The following is a 20,859-nucleotide window of genomic DNA, read 5'->3' on the forward strand; positions in this document are numbered from 1 at the left end:
CTACACAGTATGACGAATGGGGGGCCTGCGGGCCCCTCTGCCGTTTTTGACTTTCCCGTTTTGCCCGCCAACAAAGGCAAAAGGCCCAAGCCAAGCAGTCAATCTGCCGAAATTCCAGCATTTTATAGAACTTTTCCTGTATGAAATCTCGTAGAAAAAGTTCTTAAAAATGCCAAAATTTCAGCATCTCGGCAGACCCATCCCTCCCTTTATCCGGCATCGGCAGGGATAGGGACCAGCGGGATGGCATCAACGATGCTCTTCTTCAAGCTCAGCGTATAGGTGCCGTACCTTCTGCCTGTTGCCGTCCTCTCGCCAGACTGGCTGTGGCCTGTGATGGAGTTCTGTACATCCTCACGGACACCCGCTTCCCGCATGAAGTTGATAAAGGTATGCCGGAAGCTGTGGAACGGTTGAATATCTGTTCGCTCAATTTTGAGTTTCTCACGCAAGTACCGCTGCCACCACACACCCAGTCGCACATGGTATTTCTGCTTGGTGCCAGAGGGTTGCAACAGGGGGAACAGGCGGCCATCGGCAGGTAAGGTGCGAACATAGTCCAACAGGCCCAGCGCCAGCAGATGGGGGTGCACCGGAATGTCCCGGTTACTGCTGCGGTTCTTCACACTTTGATCTTCCCGCGACTCCGCCACCCGGAAGAACCAGACGCCATCCTGCTGCATCAAGTCTGCTACGTAGAGCTGGCAAATCTCCTCGGCCCGAGCCCCCGTGTAGTAGAACATCAGCGGCACCCAGTAGTGAGCTTCCCCGAATCGGGTATGCTGGGTACGTCTCGCAAACAAGGGGGAACCGAAGATAGTAGCCAGCTCGGAGGCCGTGAAAGGGTACTCCGGCTCATCCAGCGGGCTCACTACGCCTTCCGCATACTTGACCCCGTGGGCAGGGTTGTACTCCAGCAGACCATCTTCAACCGCCAGCCCCAGTACTGCGGACAGGGCTCGCCCTAACTTCTTGACGGTAGCAGCAGACAGATGTGGCAGGCCGTGCTCCTCGACCAGGGCAATCTGTTGGCGTAGCGGCAGGCATGAGACATTTCGTTTGGGGCGGGCTGGCAGTTGCTCCATCAGGTTGCGGAACTCGGCAACGTCCCGCTTATGGATTTCCTCGATGCCTTTATCGCCCAGTAACTCGATAAACCGCTCGACCGACACCTGATACTCAAGGATGCGTCCCTCGGCCTTCTTCGGCTCTCGCCGCCGGACAGTGGTCTTATAGCGTTCAAACAGGGCCGACAGACGAAGTCCACGCGTCCCTATGAGTCGGGCTGCGGTGGCTCCAGTCGGTACGAGGGGGGTCTCGGGCTGGCCGATACGCCTCTGTATGATGTTGACTCCGGTATTTTGCACGACGGCAGATGATAACTTCACAAACTTTTTAGCAAGCTCCTGAGTGAAGGAGACGTAGTTGACCGAGCCGACATACAGGCGAAGCCCTGATACCTTGAACGCTTCCTCAATGTATGGGTGCATCCACCTGTGGAGCCGATCTATTTGTGCTGCGGCAGGCGAACGCTCCAGCTCTTCCAGCAACGTGGTCAGGGCATCGGTGTAATCACTCCAAACGAGACCGTCCCCACCCCATTCTTGATGTATAAAGTGGTCACGAACATCCGAGTCACCCCCATTCAGCTGCTCGATCATTGCGTTGTACCAACAGTTAGCGGCGTTGGATAGGTCGAGGGGCTGCACCGCCAGATCCATCTTGGCGGTTTCCAGCAACTGATGGATGTCATCCAGAACAGGCAAGGCGGCCCGAAGGGCTTTTGGTTTTTCCTTGGTATCCAGGGATCGACGAAGCTCCGTCTTGTTGATGACAGGGCGGAGAGTCTTAGGGACGACAACACGGGCGTACCACGTGCCATGACGGTCTTGGAAAAGGTTGCTCATAGACCTCATTTTGTATCACCTTTTTGTACCACCACGGAAGGGCCGGGGTGGATGGTTTGATCACAAAATCGCTATGAAATCAGGAAGTTTTTGACTTACAAAGAAAAACCCCCGCTCGAAAGCAGGGGTTTACTGTTTGGCGGTGAGGGAGGGATTCGAACCCTCGATACGTTGCCGTATACACACTTTCCAGGCGTGCTCCTTCAGCCACTCGGACACCTCACCAAATTTTCACTGCTTGAAGTGGCTTTCGGAGCACGCTGCGCGTGCATCTTGCCGACTTCGTCGGTGGGCAGCCACTCGGACACCGCACCCAATTTTGGTCTGTGCTTTAACGTGTTCAGCCAACACGAATTCGCTGCGCCGTTGCGCTGGAACGGGGCGTAATGTAAGGGATAGGCGCGAGGCGGTCAATGCAATTTTTTATCTTTTGCCACTGTTTGCTCAATAAGCGAACCAAGTGACTAAAAATATGCCATTTCCTATACCTTTCCATCAATTTTCAACCGCTTCGTGCAAATGTTCTCCTCGAATCGCCTCTTCCAGCGAGCCGTAGAACTCCAGCTCTCCCGCCACCGGACGCACCTTGGCCCGCGCCAGGGTCTTGAGAGGCTGGAATTGCAATTCAGCCACCTTGAGACGGACCCCTGCCTTGGCCATGCGTTTTGCGAACTGCTGGAAGGCGGTGAGACCGCCAGCATCCAGGATGGAGACCGCCTCCATTTGCAGGATCAACTCCTTGTGGTCCTTCACCTGGGCAAGCAATTCGTCAAAAACCCGCTCGGCGGCGGCAAAGAACAACGGTCCGTTGATCTTGTAGACAAGGGTCGAGGGGGACACCTCGCTGGCATAGCGTTTGTGATCCGCCAGGTTGTGCAGCCTGGTCATCTTGGCGATTTCACGCATGAACAGCAGTGACGCCAGGATCACCCCGAAGGTGATGGCGATGACCATGTCGAAGATGACGGTCAGCGACAGGCAGACCAGCAGCACCAGTACATCGGATTTGGGCGCCCGGCGCACCAGATCCACCACCTTGTGGGCCTCGCTCATGTTCCAGGCCACCAGCAGCAACAGGGCGGCCATGGCAGAGAGCGGCAACCAGGAGAGCCAGGGAGCCAGCACCAGGATGGCGGCCAGCACCACCAACGCATGGACAATACCGGAAATGGGCGAGGTGGCACCGGCCCGCACGTTGGCGGCGGAGCGCGCGATAGCGGCCGTCGCCGTGATGCCACCGAAGAAGGGGGCCAGGATGTTGCCAAGGCCCTGCCCCACCAGCTCGCCGTTGGAGCTGTGCTTGCGACCCGTCATACCATCGAGCACCACGGCGCAGAGCAGGGATTCGATGGCCCCCAGCATTGCCATGGAGAAGGCGGCGGGCAGCAGCCGCTCGATGGCGGCGAGGTTCCACTCCACCGGTGCCCCGTCCGGCCCCGGCAGCGCCCAGGGCATCACCAGGGTCGGGGCGATGGGGGGAATGCCCATGCCCTGACTGCCGTCGGCCAAGATATAGCTGAACTTGCTGCCAATGGTGGCGACGTCCACCCCGAACTGGTGCAAACCAAACCCGAGTCCCACCCCCACCAGCACGGCGGGCAGATGGCCGGGTACCGGCAGGCGCAATCTCGGCCAGAGCAGCAGCACCGCCAGCGTCGCCACCCCGACGAGGGTGTCCCCCCACTGCCAGCTTGGCAGGGCATGGGCCAGCGCCTGTACCTTGCCCAGATAGGTTTCCGGCATCTCCAGGACCTGCAGGCCGAAGAAATCCTTGATCTGCAGGGTGGCGATGACGATGGCGATACCACCGGTGAACCCCAGGGTCACCGAGGGGGGAATGTACTCGATGAGGCGCCCGAGACGTGCCATGCCCATGGCCACCAGGAAACAGCCCGAGATGAGGGTGGCCATCAAGAGGCCCCCGACGCCAAATTGCTGGGCCACCGGGTAGAGGATCACCACGAAGGCGGCAGTGGGGCCCGAAATGGAGAAGCGGGATCCCCCGGTCACGGCGATGACGATGCCAGCGATGATGGCGGTATAGAGCCCGTGCTGGGGCGGCACCCCACTGGCAATGGCCAGCGCCATGGCAAGGGGAATGGCGATGATGCCGACCGTGATGCCGGCGATGAGGTCGCGGCCAAAGCGCGCCACGCTGTAGGGTTCGTCAATGCAGGATTGGCGCAATGCGATGGCCAGCTTCACGCCTTGTAAGGAAGCTTGATTGTGCATGTCTAGGGTAATACCAGAAGAGGGAGACAAAGGCCGGGGTGAACCGGCACCCGATCATCATCAAGGGCCGGCAGAGCTGTCGACGCGGCGATGGTATCGAAGGCAACCATACCCGACCCGGCCAGATAATTCGATGGGCAGGATCAAGAAATGGCCATTACCCCGCATTATTGTCATCGATAGCTCGCATATCGCCGATTTTCCCAGCCATCCCTTCATTTCTCTGCTCATCGAGAGCCAGCATCTTCCCCGAATCCCTCGCCCATCGCCTCGGAGGCAAGCCCATCGACATCCGGTATATCGCCGATTTTCCCAGTCATTCCTTTAATAGATCCCCGGTCATCGCGAATCGGCATCTCCCTCGCATCCCCCCACCATCTCAGAGGCGAGCCCATCGACAGGGGCGACATCACCGATATTCATCGGTTCCCGCCATGAAGGCGCCCCATCCAGGTCGGGGCGCCTGCACGGCCAGCTCGACCGTGGCCGCAGGCAGGGCATCTCAAGCTGCTGATTGTGCTGAAAATAGTCCACAGCGCCCAAGTTTTGGGCAAACGGGCCGAAAAGCCCTTTTTCCGTGGAGTGGCGGGTTGACACCCGTTCGGGGGATCATTAATATCCGCTGCGTCTCGACGAGACAGGCCATTCCTCCTTAGTTCAGTCGGTAGAACGGCGGACTGTTAATCCGTATGTCACTGGTTCAAGTCCAGTAGGAGGAGCCAATTCCCTCGTAGTTCAGTCGGTAGAACGGCGGACTGTTAATCCGTATGTCACTGGTTCAAGTCCAGTCGAGGGAGCCATATTCTAAAGCCCAGCCTTATGGCTGGGCTTTTTCGTTTCCCCTGCCCCAGCACGGGGCAGAACGCCTCCTCCCGCGCCCGCATCCCGCTGCGCCCGTCCCTTGCCCTCATGGCCTGTTGCCACAAGATGGCGCAGGCTTACCCTCTATGGGGTACCACTCTGGTGCGCCCTGCCTTGACCCTTGATGACATATAAGTCATCCATATGATTTTTCAATAAAAAATTACTGACACTGGCCTCGATAGCGACTCAATTGGCTGGTACAGCCCTTGCACTTTGTGATGTACGCAGGGACGTCACAAGGAGTTGCCTATGCTGCCCATCAAGCCCCCCGGACCCGGTTGTTACGACGAAATGCTGCTCACCGACAACCAGTTTCGCGATCATTACCACGCCTACCTCTCGTGGCTGCACCAGACCGACGAGAAGAGCATAGAGCGCAAGCGTGAAGAGGCCGACCTGCTGTTTCGCCGGGTCGGCATCACCTTCAACGTCTACGGGGATGGGGACGGCGCCGAGCGCCTCATCCCGTTCGACAGCATTCCCCGCATCATTCCCGCCCGGGAGTGGCAACATCTGGACAAGGGGATCCGCCAGCGCGTCACCGCCCTCAATGCCTTTCTGCACGACATCTATCACGATCAGCGCATCCTGAAGGCGGGGGTGATCCCGGCCGCCCAGATCCTCACCAATGCCCAGTACCAGCCCTGCATGCAGGGGGTCGACCTGCACCGGGACACCTATGTCCACATCACAGGGGTCGACATCATCCGCAACCACGACGGTGAGTACTATGTGCTGGAGGACAACCTGCGCACCCCCTCCGGGGTCTCCTACATGCTGGAGAACCGCAAGATGATGATGCGCCTCTTCCCGGAGCTGTTTCACAACCAGCCCATCGCCCCGGTGGAGCGCTACCCGGCCCTGTTGCTGCAGACCCTGCGCGAGAGCAGCCCGGTGGACAACCCCTGCGTGGTGGTGATGACCCCGGGGCGCTTCAACAGCGCCTACTTCGAGCACAGCTTCCTCGCCCAGCAGATGGGGGTGGAGCTGGTGGAGAGCGCGGATCTGGTGGTCAAGGATGGTCAGGTGCTGATGCGCACCACCACGGGGCTGAAACGGGTGGATGTCATCTATCGCCGCATCGACGACGACTTCCTCGATCCCCTCGCCTTCAACCCGGACTCCCTCATCGGCGTGCCCGGGCTGCTCTCGGTCTACCGCGCCGGCGGCGTGGTGCTGGCCAATGCCATCGGCACCGGGGTGGCGGATGACAAGTCCATCTACCCCTATGTGCCGGAGATGATCCGCTTCTATCTGGGGGAAGATCCCATTCTCAACAACGTGCCCACCTGGCAGTGCCGCGAGCCGGCTGCCCTCTCCCACGTGCTGGCCAATCTGGAGGAGCTGGTGGTCAAGGAGGTCCTTGGCGCCGGCGGCTACGGCATGCTTATCGGCCCCTGCGCCAGTCGCGAGGAGCTGGCCCGTTTTCGCGAGCTGCTCAAGGCGCGGCCGGACAACTACATCGCCCAGCCGACCCTCTCCCTCTCTACCTGCCCGACCTTCGTCGACGCCGGCATCGCCCCTCGCCACATCGATCTGCGCCCCTTCGTTCTCACGGGGCAGGAGCTGCGCCTGGTACCGGGCGGCCTGACCCGGGTCGCCCTCACCGAAGGCTCCCTGGTGGTCAACTCCTCCCAGGGTGGTGGCACCAAGGACACCTGGGTCATGGAGGGCAGCCCATGCTGAGCCGCACCGCAAGCGAACTTTACTGGATGTCCCGCCACCTGGAGCGGGCGGAGAACACGGCGCGCATGCTGGACGTCACCCAGACCATGTCGCTGATGCCCTCCATCGACGCCGATCACAGCGAGCTGGTGGCGCCCCTCACCATCAGCGGCACTCACGAGCCCTTCCTGGCCCGCTACGGCCAGGTGAACATGGAGAACCTGCTGCAATTTTTCTGCTTCGACGAGGAGAACCCGAGCAGCATCTTCAGCTGTCTGCGCATGGCCAGGGACAACGCCCACGCCGTGCGGGGCAAGATCCCCGGTGAGGTGTGGGAGAGCATCAACGCCGCCTGGATAGAGATACGCAGGCGCCGCAAGGCGGGGCTATCCAGCGGCCAGGCCCAGGAGTTCTTCGACTGGATCAAGGAACGCTCCCACCAGTTTCGCGGCGCCACCTATGGCACCATCATGCGCGGTGACGTGCTCTGGTTCCTGCGCCTTGGCACCTTCATCGAGCGGGCCGACAACACGGCACGCATCCTGACCGTGAAGTATCAGGTGATCCGGGAGGACGAGGACAGCGTGCGCGAGTTCTACCGCTGGAACGCCCTTTTGCGGTCAGTGGGTGCTTACGAGGCCCACCAGACCCTCTACAAGACGCTCTCCCACGCCTCCATCGCCGAGCTGCTGATCCTGCGCAATGACGTGCCGCGCTCCTTGCGGGCCTGTCTCGACGAGATGGAGCTGATCCTGGCCCAGATCGAGGGCAACGCCGGTCAGACGCCCCGGCGCCTGACCACCATACTCAACGCCCATCTGACCTATGGCGCCATCGACGATGTCTTTGCCCTCGGCATGCAGGAGTACCTGAGTGATTTTCTCAGCGACATCGGCGCCATCGGCCAGAGCATCCACGCCGCCTACCTGGAGGTATTATGAGACTCATCATCGATCACCAGACCCGCTACCACTATGCCGACGTGGTGCGCCGCAGCACCCAGTACCTGCGCCTGACCCCCCACAGCACGGCCCGCCAGCAGATCCTCTCCTGGGAGCTGGAGCTGCCGGGGGAGGCCACCTGCACCACGGACGGTTACGGCAACATACTGCACGTGCTGAGCCTGGAGTCCCCCCACGAGGGGATCCTGATCCGCGCCCACGGGGAGGTGGAGATCTGCGACGACGCCCCGGAAGATGAGGAGTCCTCCCTCATCTCTCCCCTGAGCTACCTGAGGCCCACCCCCCTCACCCGCCCGACCCCGGCCCTGCAGGATCTAGCGAAGGCCTGCCTGCCAGAGGCGCCGACCCTGGCCGACTTGCAGAGCCTGATGGCACGCATCCTGGTGCTGATGCCCTATCAGCCCGGCAGCACGGATGCCACCTTCAGCGCCGACGAGGCACTTGCTTCGGGCAGCGGCGTCTGTCAGGACCACACCCATGTCTTCCTGACCTGCTGCCGCCACGCCGGCCTGCCGGCACGGTACGTGAGCGGTTACCTTTACAGCCAGGACAACAGCCACGTGGCGATGCACGCCTGGGCCGAGGTGTGGATCGAGGAGCGCTGGCACACGTTCGACGTCACCAACCTCACCAGCTCCACCAGCGAGCACCTCAAGCTCGCAGTCGGCATGGATTATCTGGATGCCTGTCCGGTGCGCGGCGTGCGCTATGGCGGCGGGTGCGAACAGTTGCAGAGCCAGGCGCAGGTGACCCGCCTGGATGGACAGCAGCAATGAAGACCGGGAGAGTCCTGGCGGGAGTGCGGTCATGACCTATTGCGTCGCCATGTGCCTGCAAGACGGCATGGTGTTTGCGTCCGATTCGCGCACCAATGCGGGGGTGGATCACACCGCCACCTTCCGCAAATTGCACCTCTTCACCCGGGAGGACAGGGTGATAGTGCTGCAAAGCGCCGGCAATCTGGCCACCACCCAGAGCGTCATCAGCCTGCTGACGGAGGGGCAGGAGCTGCTTGCCCTCCCCAGCCTCTACGAGGCTGCCGCCCTCATCGGCCAGACCATACGCACCGTCATCAGCCGGGATGGGGGTCAGCAGCAGGGCCATATCAACTTCGGCTGCAACATCCTGCTGGGGGGGCAGATCCGAGGGGAGCGCCACCGCCTGTTCCACATCTATCCAGAGGGCAACTTCATCGAGGCGAGCGCCGACACCCCCTACTTCCAGATTGGTGAGAGCAAGTACGGCAAACCCATCATCGATCGCATCATCCACCATGAGACGCCGCTTCAGACCGCCTTGCAATACGCCCTCATCTCCATCGACTCGACCCTGCGCAGCAATCTGTCGGTGGGCTTGCCCCTGGATGCCCTGGTCTATCACGAGGGCAGCTTCTCGGCGACGAACCAGCACCACATCACCGAACAGAACCCCCATTTCGTGGCGCTGCGAAAGGCCTGGGGCGAGGGGTTGCAACAGTTGTTCCAGGGCCTTCCCACCTTCCCCCTCTAGGCCGGGCGGGAGGCGCCAAGGCGCTTTCCCGCTCCTTTCTTTCCGGATATTCTGGCTGCCTTCCTTTTCGATGGAGTTTCCCATGCGCCGCTTCAACGTCATGCTCAACGGCAGCCGGTTGATGATGTTCCCTTTCTATGTCTGCATCCTTATCTGTGTCGCCCTCCTGATGGTGAAGTTCGCCATGCAGCTCTATGTGCTGTGCCGCGACATCATAGACATCCACTATCTGGACCTCATCACGGGGGTACTCACCCTGGTGGACTTCGTGCTGGTGGCCCAGATGCTGATCCTGGTGGCCATCTGCGGCTACGTGCAGTTCATCAAGACCCCGGAGCAGCGAGCGGCCCTCAGCGACAACTGGCTCAGCAAGATCAACTTCGCGTCCCTCAAGCTCATCGTCATCAACTCTCTGGTGACCATCGCCGGCATCGAGGTGCTCAAAGCCTTCCTTGACGACGGCACCGGCAACGAGATCGAGATGAAGTGGTCGGTCATCGTCTTCCTCGCCTTCTCCACCGCGGCACTTATCTATGCGGTGACCGAGCGGCTGGCGGAGCACAAATAGGGCCCGGCGCCATTCAGGGTCTATTCATCAAGAGCCGAATTGATAACTCTTTTCATTACCCTTACTGCATTGTAAACTTGCTCGCCCCGGGCTGAACCGCCCGGGAGCTGGAGCACCCATGACGAGTCTTTCCCTCTCACCACGACACTGCTGGCAGTGGCTGGCCTATCACCATCAGGCGGCCGAGGGTGCCCTTTATCTGATGTTTTTCTCCGGCCTACTGCTGTGGGAACCCCTGACGCCGACCTGGTCCCTGGCACGCTGGAACCTGTTTTTGCACGTCGCCCTCTCGCTCACCCTGTTCCCCTTGCTGTTTGGCGCCTTCTGGCTCTCCCATCGCAGCCTGCTGCGCAAAAGCCGCAAGCCTTTTCTGCGCACCACGGGGCGCATCATCGAAGCCTTGCTGCTGGTCTGTCTGGCAAGCGGACTGGTGCTGGTGCTGCACGGCACCCCGGGGGATAGCCTCGGCAACCTTGCCAGCTGGGCCCACTGGCTGAGCGCCCTCGCGTTGACGCCCCTGGTGCTGCGCCACGCCTGGCGCTGGACCATCTTGAAATGGCGCACCTGATCTTATGTTGAAGTTGTTGTTATCCCTGATGTTGGCCGCCCTGCTGCTGGGGACCGCCTCGGCCCGGGAGATGGGCGCCGCCATGATTGCCTATGACGAGGGGAGCGCCCCGCGCCTCGTCACCGCCAACCAGAGTGCCGGCTCCGTCACCCTGCTCGAGCGGGGCACTGGCAAGCGCCTCAACGAGGTGCAGCTGGGGGGCGACCTGCGCCAGCTGGCCCGCGCCGATGACGGCACCCTGCTGGTCACCGATTACCGCGGCGATCGCCTGCTGCTCTTGGATGATGATCTCGAGCAGGAAAAGGCGATCCCCACCGGCCATAGACCTTACGGCGTCATCTTCGATCCCAAGCGGCGCTGGTTCTGGGTCACGCTGTTCGAGGGAGGGCACCTTCAGGCTTATGACAGCACGGGCAACCTCCAGCTGGATGCAAAAACCGCCGAGACTCCCCGCGGGCTGGCACTGACCGACGACGATCGCCTGCTGCTCACCCACGCCATGACCGGCCAGCTCGCCATCTATGACCTTGCCAAGCTTGAGAAGGACGCTACCCTCCCCAAGCCCAAGCTCATCACCCTGGCGGAAACCCACAGCGATACCCCGAGCGACTCCCAGGGATTGCCACGCCTGCTGGACGGCATCGCCCTCTCCCCCGATGGCAGCGAAGCCTGGCTGCCCCACGTGCTCTGGAGCTTCGACCACCCCTTCCAGTTTCAGAGCACCGTCTTCCCGGCCGTCTCCATCATCGATCTCGATGAAGAGAAGGAGCGGGTCGATGAAAGAAAACAGCTCTTCTTGCAGATCAACCTGCCCAGCGTCGGCAACCGCAGCCAGATCGTCTCCAACCCGTTCACGGCGCGCTTCGCCGCCGATGGCAAGCGGGTCTATCTGACCCTGGCGGGTTCCGAAGACTTGCTGGTGTTCGACCTGTCGCGCAGCGGCAAGCAGAACAGCAACCGCCACCGCCGCAAGAAGTTTCAGGGGGGCGCCAAGGCGACCCAGCTATTGCGTCACCTGCCGGGCCAGAATCCGCGCGATCTGCTGATCGATGGCGACCACATCCTGGTCCACAACGTCATGGGGCAGGATCTCACCCGTCTCAATAGCGGCGGCAGCGGCCCGTTTGCCCGGGTCACCGTGGATGTGCCCCACTTCGCCAAACTGGTAGAGACGGATCCCCGCCCCGAAGCGCTTCAGCGCGGCGAGCGGTTGTTCAACCTGGGTAATACCGCCGCCAACAGCCGCTTCCCCATGGCGGGGGACAACTGGATGAGCTGCAACTCCTGCCATCTGGACGGGTTCAACTTCACCAACCGCTATCTGATGGCGGCCCATCGCCAGCAGAGCGGCGACAACGCCATCAACGGCCACGCCAACCTCGCCAACATGGTGGCGGGGGACTTTATCGGCGAATACCTGCGCATGACCCAGCAGACCCAGGGCGGCATGGGCCATGACACCCGCGATGGGGCCGAGCCGGTCGATCCCGCCAAGCCCCATCCCGAGGTGAAAGCGATGATGGAAGATCTGCACGCCTTCGTCACCGCCGATGGCAACCTCCCCTATCTGGCCAACTGGCTGCGGCTCGATGCCTCGCGCAGGGATCCTGCCAAGGCGCCGACCACCCACCCGAAAGAGTGGCTCAACTCCGCCTCCTGCCAGAACTGCCACCAACAGGCGTTCAAGGACTGGAGCGAGAGCAACCACCGGCTGATGGGCAACTCCCACCCTTACTACAAGGTGGTGCAGGCACTGGCACGCGAAACCGAGGGCGAAGCCTTCGGCCAGTGGTGCCAGGGCTGCCACATGCCCCAGCAGGTGATGAACGGCCAGACTGATCTGCCCAAGGGCTCTCACATGTTCGAGCAGGGTGGGGCTTCGCTCATTGCGGCCCACCAGAAAGGCAAGCCCGTGGTGGAAGAAGGCACAGGCTGCGTGCTCTGTCATCGCATCACCAAGCTCGAGGATGCAGGCGGCAACAGCGCCTTTACGGTCAATTTGAAAGACCGCGAGAGCTATGTGTTCGAGGATGCCGCCGGCGGCAGCCTCCAGCACTGGCTGGCCGAGCGGCAGATCAACGCCCGCCCCGCCATGCACAAGGCCTCCTACCAGAAGGATTTCTACCGGGACGCGGCACTGTGCAAGTCGTGCCACAACGAGTTTGCCCCGGGCACCGGCGCCAATATCGTCAACACCTGGGACGAGTGGGAAAGCTCCAGCTTCGCCAAGGCCGAAGATCCTGCCAAACGGCGCACCTGCATCGACTGCCATATGAACCCCGAGCCGGGCAATGGCGGCGCGCCGGTGGCGGGCCAGTCCACCGAAAACGGCACCGTGAAAGCGCGGCTCTATCGCCACAACTTTACCGGCGCCCAGCATCAGCTGGTGGGGCTGAGGAGTGCAACCCTCGAGCAGGAGAGCCTGGCGCTGCTGCGCTCAAGCGCCACCCTCTCGGCCCGCATTGAAAACCAGAGTGGCCAACCCGCGCTGGTGGTGAGAGTCGCCAATACCGGCGCCGGCCACGCCCTGCCCACCGGGGTGGCCGATTTCCGTGAACTCTGGCTGGAGCTGACCGTCACCGACGCCAGCGGCAAGCTGGTGCTTGAAAGCGGCCAGCCGGTGAACGGCGCCGTCCCTGAGGATGCGCGGCTATTTAGAAAAGTGTTCGGCGATGCCGAGGGCAAGCCGGTGGGGCTCAAGTTCTGGCGCTACGCCAAGCTCATTGAAGACACCCGCATCCCGGCCGATGGCTGGCGCGATGAAGCCTGGCCGCTGCCGGCGGATGCCCAGGGCCCCTTCAAGGCCGATATCAGACTCAATTTCCGCACCTACCCCAAGTGGGTCAATGATGCGGTGCGCGCCGCCGAGCCGAGCTTGCCGGAGCCACCCATAGTGCAACTCAATCGGCTGCAACTGACCCTGCAGCCCCTCCCCCTCACGCCCGATATGGAGCCTCAATCCTGATGTTCGCAAGTTTTCTCATTACCCTGCGCGAGGGGCTGGAAGCCTTCCTGCTGGTCGGCATCTGCCTCTCCTACCTCGCCAAGCTGGGGGCGAGCCGCTACAACAAGTTCATCTATCTGGGGGTGGGCCTCGGTCTCGTCGCCTCCCTTGTCATCGCCTTCCTGTTCCAGGTGGTGGTGAGCCAGTTCGAGAGCGAGCGCTACAACCATTTGCTGATGGCGGGGATCCTGATTTTTGCCACCCTGGTGCTCACCTATATGGCTATCTGGATGCAAAAACAGGCCAAATCCCAGGTAGGGGCCATGACAGCGCGTATCGATGCGGCCATCGATGGCGGCAACCTGTTTGGTCTGGTACTGCTCGCCTTCCTGGCGGTGATGCGCGAAGGCTTTGAAACCGTGCTCTTCTTCTCGGCCCTGGTCTACTCCGGGCAAGGGGTGGATCTGCACCAGGGGCTGATGGGCGCGCTGGCGGGGCTGCTGGTCTCTGTGGTACTGGTGTGGGGGCTGCTGCGTTCCACCCGCAAGGTGGCGCTGGCCCCCTTCTTCCGCTGGACTGGGCTGCTTATCATCATCATCGCCGCAGGTCTGCTCTCGTCCGCCGTCAACATGTTGCAGGCAGCGGACGTCATCACCTTCTGGACCACGCCGGTCTTCAACATCAGCCACATCCTCGACGATCAGGGGGTATTCGGCACCTTCCTGCGCGCCCTGTTTGGCTACAACGCCTCACCGGCCGGCCTGCAGTTGCTGACCTGGGCCTGCTACCTCATCATCTTTGTCACCCTCTGGCATCGCAGCTATCGCCCCCAGGGGAGCGCCGCTCCGACCAGGGGCTGAGCCCGGGGATCACACTCTGTTCGGGAGCCGCGCACAGGCGCGCTCCCCCAGCTATCACGCCGTTTCGGAACACTCATGAACGACAACAACAAGAAGCACATTGCGGTGCTGGGCGCCGGCCCCGCCGGTCTGATGGCCGCCTGGCGCCTGCGCCAGGCCGGTTTTGCGGTCACCCTGTTCGAACAGGAGCCGGTCGTGGGCGGCATGTGCGCCACCCAGACCTTCAAGGGGCGCGACGGGGAGTATCGCTTCGACTACGGCGGCCACCGCTTCATCACCAAGAACCCCGAGCTGCTCGCCTTTATCGACGAGCTGATGGGGGACGACCTGCTCCACGCCGAGCGAAAGAGCGTCATCCGCTTTGGCGGGCGCACCTACGACTACCCCCTGAACCTGCCCAATTTGCTCAAGACGGCGCCGCTGGCCCTGATGGCCGGTGCGGTGAAGGATCTGTTGCTGTTGCCCTTTGCCAAGAAGCCCACCGATTTTGCCAAGGCGAGCTTTGCCGAGTGGATCCAGAGCCACTTTGGCCGTACCCTCTACCGCCAGTTCTTCGAGGGCTACACCGGCAAGTTGTGGGGCATCAACCCGGACAAGCTCTCCGCCGACTGGGCTGGCCAGCGCATCAGCCTGATCGATCTCAAAGACGTGGCGCGCCGGCTGCTGCCAAGACGCAACGGCAGCATGTCGGTGCGCACCTATGCCCGCAAATACCGCTATCCCAAATATGGCTTTGGCCAGATTTTCACCACCCTGGGGGAGCGGCTGGTGGCAGAGGGGGTAGAGCTCAAGACCGGCGCCACCATCACTCGCCTCGAGCAGGTTGATGGCCGCATCGAGCGGGTGTATTGGAAACAAGATGACGTGGAACAGAGCGAGCGCTTTGATCAGGTGATCTCCACCCTGCCGCTGCCGCTCACCTGCCAGCATCTGGGTTTGCCGTGCGATCTGCACTACCGGTCGCTTCGCTTCGTCAATATGCCCCTCAAACAGGAGAACCTGTCGGACAACACCTGGCAGTACCTCTCCGACCCCCATATTCTGGCCACCCGCCTGCAGGAGCCCCGCCGGCGCAGCCCCTTTATGGCGCCTCAGGGGCAAACATCCGTGATGCTGGAGATCCCCTGCAATCCGGGGGATGCCACCTGGCAGGCACCGCTCTCTGATCTGCGCGGCCGGGTCACCGCCGATCTCGCCAGCCTCGGCGTCGACACCCAGAAACTTGGCGATGAGACTTTTGAAGCCCGCAGCGAGTACGCCTATCCGCTGATGGATCTGGGCTATCAGGCCCGCCGCAACGAAGCCATCAAGGCGCTGATGCCGATAGGCAACCTCATCATGACCGGCCGTCAGGGGACATTCCGCTACATCTTCACCGACACCGCCATGGAGATGGGGATGATGGCCGCCGACATGGTGATCGACGGTGTGGACAGACGTCACGCCATCTTCAATCATCGCAACGAAAATACCGTCATTGAAACCCAGAGCGTGGCGTGAACACGATGATTGGTGTTCAACAGGCAGACAGACGCCGCAACACCTTCAATCATCGCAACGAAAACACCGTGATCGAAACCCAGAGCGTGGCCTGAGTGCCGCGCCATGGGCATAACCTCTTGGCATAAGTAAGGAGAACAGGATGACCATCCGCCCGGGTTTACTTGCCCTCACCCTGCTGCTGACCCTGAGCGGTCAGGCGCAGGCTTACTCCTACGCCGCCGCCGGCAAGGAGCCGCTGATCGATGCCCACGAGGCGCTGCTGGGCGCCGCCACTGATGGCAAGGATGCCAGCGCCACCTTGAGCGAGATTGCCGAGGAGCTGACCTATCTGGAACAGCACCACAAGGTGAAGCTGCAAGCACCGCTGGCCGCCGCCATCAAGGCCAAAGACGCTGCGGCTACCGCGGCACTGCTCAACCGGGCCTACAAGGCGGAGATCGAGCGCCGCCTCGAGGGGGCCAGCCAGAACCTTGGCGACTACCAGACCGCCAAGGTGCTGGTGGTCAAGAGCAAGCGCTTCCTCGATTTGATCCTTCCCTCCCTCAGTGAAGGGGATCGCAAGGCCGCCGAACAGGCGCTGGCCAAGGTGCTCGATGCCATCGGCAACCCGGGAGTGTTCGGCGTGGGTGCCAAACCTGCCGATGCCGCTGCCTTTAGCGATGCCGAAAAAGCGCTGATGACCGTGCTGGTGCCGCTTTGATGGCCACCAGCCCATCATTGCGCCAATTCGCTGTGACAAACGGTGGGTTTCTCTGCACTCTCCCCACCCTACGCACGGCCTGCCGATAGATGCACCCGGACGCCGGTTTGCCCCCTTCTCCCCTTGCGGGAGAAGGGCTGGGGATGAGGGGGAAGGCAGCGTATCGGCGTTGGGTTTCCACCAGCTCAATCACCATGGGGCTGCTTGCCCTGCTGCAACTGGCCTGGCTTGGCTGGCTGCTGACCTTCCCGGTAGCACTCGATTCCGACGATGCCCTCAACTTTGCCCACGGGGTGGTGCGCTTCAGCGTACTGGAGTTCTCCCCCCACTTTCCGGGCTACCCCGCCTTTATCTGGCTGGCACGGCTGATCAATCTGCTGGTGGACGATCCGGCCCGCGCGGTGCAGTGGGCAAGCCTCTTGGGTAGCAGTTTGCTGGCGCCGCTTGCCGCCTCCCTCGCGGTCAGATTGTGGCAACGGCCAAGCCTGCTGGCGCCGGTCTGGCTGCTGGTGCTGGCCCTGCCGCTCACCCCGACGCTCGCCCTCTCCGGCCTGTCCGACGGGCCTGCGCTCGCCGCCTGGCTGGCAGCGCTGCTGGCCTTGCTGCATCGCAAAGCGGCCCTGGCAGGTCTGCTGCTCGGCCTTATGCTGGCGCTGCGTCCCTCCTATTTTGTGCTGGCGTTGCTACCTCTGTGGCTCGGGCTGGCGCAGCAGGGCACGCGCGTCAGGTTTGTGCTCCCCATTGCGCTGGTAGGGCTAGCTTGCCTGCTGTTTGTCTGGCAGGCCGATGGCTGGGCCTATTTCAGCGAGGGGCGCCGCTTTACCGACGGTCACTTTACCCTCTGGGGCAACACGGCGGCGGCTCACGGCGATCGGCTGCTGAGCTGGACGAATACCTTCAACGATCAGTTCACCCTGCTCTGGCCTTTGGCTGTCGGGGGACTGCTGGCGCAGCCTCTTTGGCAAAGGGTAAAGGGCCATGCCGCCCTCTCCCCGGTCTGGTCCCTCTACTGGCTCGCTCTGCTGCTGTGGACCCTGGTTGGCCAGAATCCGGACAATCCCCGCCATCTTGCGCCCATCACCCTGCTCGGTATCGTGCTGCTGGCAGGCTGGCTGCCACGCCGAGGAGTTGGGCTGGTCGCGTTGGCCGGATTGCTGCTGCTCGCGGTGACCTTCACCCCACCTCGCCCATCCGCCATGGTGCAGGCGGCCAGAGTCGCCGAAAAAAACTGCCCGGCGCTGGTGACCCAGTGGGGAGTGAGGCTGCTTAGGGAAACCACAACCCTGCCCGTCACCGACGGCTGGTACCGGGGGGATGCCGCCCTTGCGCTCACCCAGGGGGCCTGCCGCCTCAGCCGCCGCCCCCCGGGGGCAGAGGCGCTACCAGGCCCTTATGACACCCTCTGGTTTTCCCCCCGCTTTCACGCCGAACCCGGCCTCTGGCTCGCCCTGCCCCGCTGAACCGGGCGCTTGCGAGGGCATCGCACGACTCGTCTACACTCACAGCCGGGTCTGTCAGGAACCAGTGCAATGGAAAGAAACACGAGCGGAACCGGGGAGGGGATCCGGGTCGCGCTGGCCCTGTTGCTGGCCTGCGCCCTGCTGATGCTGCCGCTCTGGTGGCAGGGGGGCAGCCAGGGACACGATCTGTTTCATCACCTGCTCTCCGGCCACTACTTTGCCCGCCAGCTCTGGCAGGGGGAACTCTATCCCCGCTGGCTGATGGCCATGAACGGCGGCTTCGGTAGCCCCACCTTCTTCTTCTATCCCCCGCTCCCCTACTACGTCAGCGCCCTCTTTGCCGGGCCCGGTGCCCACCCCCAGCAAGCCATCTACCCTTTGCTTGGCAGCGCCACCCTGGCCCTGCTGCTCTCCGGGGTGTTTGCCTATCTGTGGCTGCGTGCCACCACGCCCCCTGGCCGGGCCCTGGCCGCCAGCCTGCTCTATCTGGCGCTGCCCTATCATGTCGCCATGGATCTCTATGTCCGCTTCGCCCTGGCGGAGTTCTGGGCCTTCGCCTGGGCTCCCCTTATCCTGCTGGGGCAGGATCTCGCCCACCGCGGACGACCTCAGGGGTTGCCCCTGCTGATCCTGGGGCTGGCGCTGCTGGCCTTCTCCCACCTCCCCAGCCTCTTGCTCATGATGGGGCTGGTCACCTTGCGCGCCTTCTGGTTCGCCAGACGCACCCGCACTCTGACGCCCTGCTGGCAAGCCCTCGGCGCCCAGGGGGTGGGGCTTTGCATGGCAGCCGCCCTGCTGCTGCCCGCCCTAGTGGATCAGGGGGCCATCTCCATGGAGCTGATGCGCGGCGGCATGTTCGACTACAGGCGCAACTTTCTCGACCGCCTGCCCAGCGCCTGGGAGGACTGGCGTTTTCGCGGTCACCTGGCGTGGCAGAGCATGCTGACCCTGGCCCTGCTACTCATCGCCTGGGCCGCCGCCCGGGAGCCGCGTCACCCCGAGCTGCTGTGCTGGGGGGCGATCGGCGTCGTCGCCTTCCTGATGATGCTGCCCCCGAGCCAGCCTCTCTGGAGCCTGCTTCCCCCCTTGCAGCGGGTGCAGTTTCCCTGGCGGCTCAACCTGGTGCTCGCCCTTGCCACGGTCGCCGTGGTGGCGCTCGGCACCCAGCCCCATCGTCTCTGGCAGGGGCTCTGGTGGGGAGTATTTCTGCTGACCCTCCTCTCCACCCTGGCCTATGTGCGTCATGCCCCCCTGACCCAGGCCCCCGAACGGGAGGCCATGGCATTCGAGTTCGACAGCAAGCGCAGTGCCCGGGAATACAGGCCAAGGCAGGTGCCGGGGGGCATGTTCGCCCCGACCCTGCTCGCCTGGAAGGAGGAGTTCCAGCCGCCCGTCAGCGCCGAACCGCCAGGCGCGAGCTGGAGCCTGACCCGCTGGCAACCCCGCGCCCTGGCGCTGGAGATCAAGGCCCGGGTGCCGACCCGGCTGGTCCTGCACCAATACCATTACCCCGGCTGGGAGGCCCGCCTCGACGGGCACCTGGCGCTGACGGTGAGCGCCAATCGCCAGGGGTTGATGCAACTCTGGGTTCCGGCGGGCCACCACAGCCTCACCCTGACCCTGGCGGCACGCTGGCCGGAGCGCACCGGCAATGCCCTCTCCCTGCTCGGATGGCTTGCCTGGCTCTGGCTGCTCTGGCGCCACACCCGACAAAAGGGCATCGGGCAGGATGCACCTGATCGCGCCCGCCAAAACTGATAGACTCAACACCTGCCTCTTAACCCGGCCCAGCCCACGACTCGGATACCCTATGCCCCAAGCCAGCTCCCTCTCCCCCCGTTTCCTCTTCATCCTGCTCGGTGCCCTGGCGGGCCTGACTCCGCTCGCGGTGGACATGTATCTGCCCGCCATTCCCGCCATCGCCCGGGATCTGGCTACCAGCATCGACGGCGCCCAGCTCACCATCAGCGCCTTCCTGGGGGGCTTTGCCATCGGCCAGCTCTTTTACGGGCCGCTCGCCGACAGCTTCGGCAGAAAGCCGGTGATCCTGGCGGGCCTGACGATGTTTGCCGTGGCCTCCGTGGGCTGCGCCATGGCGGACTCCCTGCCTGAGCTCCTCGCCTGGCGCATGTTGCAGGCCGCAGGGGGCGCCGCGGGTTCCGTGGTGGTCAACGCCCTGCTGCGCGACCTGTTCGAAAAGGATGCGTTTTCCCGCGCCATGTCCTTCGTCATCCTGGTGATGACCCTCGCCCCCCTGGTGGCCCCCGTGGTAGGGGGGTATATCAGCGCTCACAGCGACTGGCGGGTCATCTTCTGGCTGCTGGTGGCCATCAGCCTGCTCATCTGCCTGGTGATGCAGTGGAAGATTGAGGAAACCCTCAAACCCGAGCACAAGCAGCCCCTGCGACTCGGGCAGGTGCTTCGCAACTACTGGGGGGTGCTCTCCCACCGTGGTGCCATGGGCTATGTGCTGTGCGGCGCCCTGTCGAGCTCCGGCATGTTTGCCTTCCTGAGCGCCTCCCCCTATGTCTACATCGAGTATTTCAAGGTGCCGACCGAGCACTACGGCTGGCTCTTTGGCCTCAATATCCTGCTGATGATGGTGGTCACCTTCGCCAACAGCCGGCTGGTGAAAGGGGTGGGTGCCGAGCGCATGCTGCGATACGGCCTGACCGTGCTGCCGCTCGCCGGGGCCCTGCTCATCTACAACGCCTGGAGCCAGACTGGCGGCCTGTGGGGCATCGTCATCCCGGTCGTGCTCTTCGTCGGCCACATCAGCCTGGTGGGGGCCAACGCCATGACCGGCCTGATGGGCCACTTCCCCCAGTCCGCAGGCACCGCCTCGGCGCTGGCGGGCACCCTGCGCTTTGGCCTTGGGGCCCTGGTGGGGGTCCTGGTCAACCTCAATCCCCCCGAATCGCCGCTCCCCATGGCCATCGCCATCGCCGGTTGCGGCCTGGGGTCGGCCCTCAGTTACTGGCTGCTGAGCGGCAAGCGCGTCCCCTGATGCCTTGCAATGAAAAAGCCCTGTCCATGGACAGCAATGCTGTTCACTTAAGCGGAGCCGCATTGCGATTTACCGGAAAACGGGTCTTTGATATCTTCACCGCCCTGGGT

At 62.8% G+C, this 20,859-nt stretch carries 15 protein-coding genes and 3 tRNA genes; 15 read left to right on the plus strand and 3 right to left on the minus strand.

All coding sequences use genetic code 11. The features are described 5' to 3' along the window. Positions 1–209: 209 nt before the first annotated feature. The 3 genes from OKB81_RS12220 to dauA form a co-directional block, all read right to left on the minus strand. Entirely contained in the window at positions 210–1,907 is a 1,698-nt protein-coding gene (locus OKB81_RS12220; RefSeq protein WP_270667904.1) for a site-specific integrase, read from the minus strand. Positions 1,908–2,044: 137 nt separating this feature from the next. Then, positions 2,045–2,132, minus strand: a tRNA-Ser gene (locus tag OKB81_RS12225). A 270-nt stretch (positions 2,133–2,402) separates the two neighbouring features. After that, positions 2,403–4,139 carry a C4-dicarboxylic acid transporter DauA gene (gene dauA, locus OKB81_RS12230; protein ID WP_160838900.1) on the minus strand — a complete coding sequence of 579 codons (1,737 nt, stop codon included), beginning with the start codon at positions 4,137–4,139 and terminating at the stop codon, positions 2,403–2,405. 646 nt (positions 4,140–4,785) lie between these two features. Between dauA and OKB81_RS12235 the strand changes: the two genes are divergently transcribed. The 15 genes from OKB81_RS12235 (at position 4,786) to OKB81_RS12305 (ending at position 20,749) form a co-directional block, all read left to right on the plus strand. Further along, positions 4,786–4,861 (plus strand) — tRNA-Asn (locus OKB81_RS12235). Between the two features lie 2 nt (positions 4,862–4,863). After that, a tRNA-Asn gene (locus OKB81_RS12240) sits at positions 4,864–4,939 on the plus strand. A 313-nt stretch (positions 4,940–5,252) separates the two neighbouring features. Continuing rightward, positions 5,253–6,689, plus strand: a complete 1,437-nt coding sequence (locus OKB81_RS12245) for a circularly permuted type 2 ATP-grasp protein (RefSeq protein ID WP_270664192.1) — start codon at positions 5,253–5,255, stop codon at positions 6,687–6,689. Then, the gene (locus tag OKB81_RS12250; RefSeq protein WP_160838716.1) at positions 6,683–7,609 is read left to right on the plus strand and encodes an alpha-E domain-containing protein; all 927 of its coding nucleotides are present in this window, start codon (positions 6,683–6,685) and stop codon (positions 7,607–7,609) included. Before OKB81_RS12245 ends, OKB81_RS12250 begins: the two co-directional genes overlap by 7 nt. Further along, positions 7,606–8,406 carry a transglutaminase family protein gene (locus OKB81_RS12255; RefSeq protein ID WP_103259930.1) on the plus strand — a complete coding sequence of 267 codons (801 nt, stop codon included), beginning with the start codon at positions 7,606–7,608 and terminating at the stop codon, positions 8,404–8,406. Before OKB81_RS12250 ends, OKB81_RS12255 begins: the two co-directional genes overlap by 4 nt. 31 nt (positions 8,407–8,437) lie before the next feature. Continuing rightward, the gene (locus OKB81_RS12260) at positions 8,438–9,139 is read left to right on the plus strand and encodes a peptidase (protein WP_270666399.1); all 702 of its coding nucleotides are present in this window, start codon (positions 8,438–8,440) and stop codon (positions 9,137–9,139) included. 82 nt (positions 9,140–9,221) lie between these two features. Further along, positions 9,222–9,707 carry a YqhA family protein gene (locus OKB81_RS12265; RefSeq protein ID WP_270666400.1) on the plus strand — a complete coding sequence of 162 codons (486 nt, stop codon included), beginning with the start codon at positions 9,222–9,224 and terminating at the stop codon, positions 9,705–9,707. A gap of 118 nt (positions 9,708–9,825) precedes the next feature. Next, a complete protein-coding gene (locus OKB81_RS12270) occupies positions 9,826–10,275 on the plus strand; it encodes a hypothetical protein (protein ID WP_041212878.1) in 450 nt (149 codons plus the stop codon). A gap of 4 nt (positions 10,276–10,279) precedes the next feature. Beyond that, positions 10,280–13,240, plus strand: a complete 2,961-nt coding sequence (locus OKB81_RS12275; RefSeq protein ID WP_202395161.1) for a YncE family protein — start codon at positions 10,280–10,282, stop codon at positions 13,238–13,240. After that, positions 13,240–14,079, plus strand: coding sequence for an FTR1 family iron permease (locus OKB81_RS12280; RefSeq protein WP_160838714.1), 840 nt, complete (start codon positions 13,240–13,242; stop codon positions 14,077–14,079). The genes OKB81_RS12275 and OKB81_RS12280 overlap by 1 nt, the downstream gene beginning before the upstream one ends. A gap of 75 nt (positions 14,080–14,154) precedes the next feature. Beyond that, positions 14,155–15,579, plus strand: coding sequence for an NAD(P)/FAD-dependent oxidoreductase (locus OKB81_RS12285; protein WP_160838712.1), 1,425 nt, complete (start codon positions 14,155–14,157; stop codon positions 15,577–15,579). 142 nt (positions 15,580–15,721) lie between these two features. Beyond that, on the plus strand, positions 15,722–16,282 hold the full coding sequence (locus tag OKB81_RS12290; RefSeq protein WP_160838710.1) for a hypothetical protein: 561 nt from the start codon (positions 15,722–15,724) through the stop codon (positions 16,280–16,282). A gap of 200 nt (positions 16,283–16,482) precedes the next feature. Beyond that, positions 16,483–17,742 (plus strand): hypothetical protein, encoded by a 1,260-nt coding sequence (locus OKB81_RS12295; RefSeq protein WP_160838720.1) that lies wholly within the window; start codon positions 16,483–16,485, stop codon positions 17,740–17,742. Between the two features lie 69 nt (positions 17,743–17,811). Beyond that, positions 17,812–19,500 carry a hypothetical protein gene (locus tag OKB81_RS12300; protein WP_160838708.1) on the plus strand — a complete coding sequence of 563 codons (1,689 nt, stop codon included), beginning with the start codon at positions 17,812–17,814 and terminating at the stop codon, positions 19,498–19,500. Between the two features lie 52 nt (positions 19,501–19,552). Beyond that, the gene (locus tag OKB81_RS12305; RefSeq protein WP_010674385.1) at positions 19,553–20,749 is read left to right on the plus strand and encodes a Bcr/CflA family multidrug efflux MFS transporter; all 1,197 of its coding nucleotides are present in this window, start codon (positions 19,553–19,555) and stop codon (positions 20,747–20,749) included. The last annotated feature ends 110 nt before the right edge of the window (positions 20,750–20,859 follow it).

Source organism: Aeromonas sp. QDB56 (assembly GCF_027705505.1).
GTDB classification, from domain to species: Bacteria; Pseudomonadota; Gammaproteobacteria; order Enterobacterales; family Aeromonadaceae; genus Aeromonas; species Aeromonas caviae.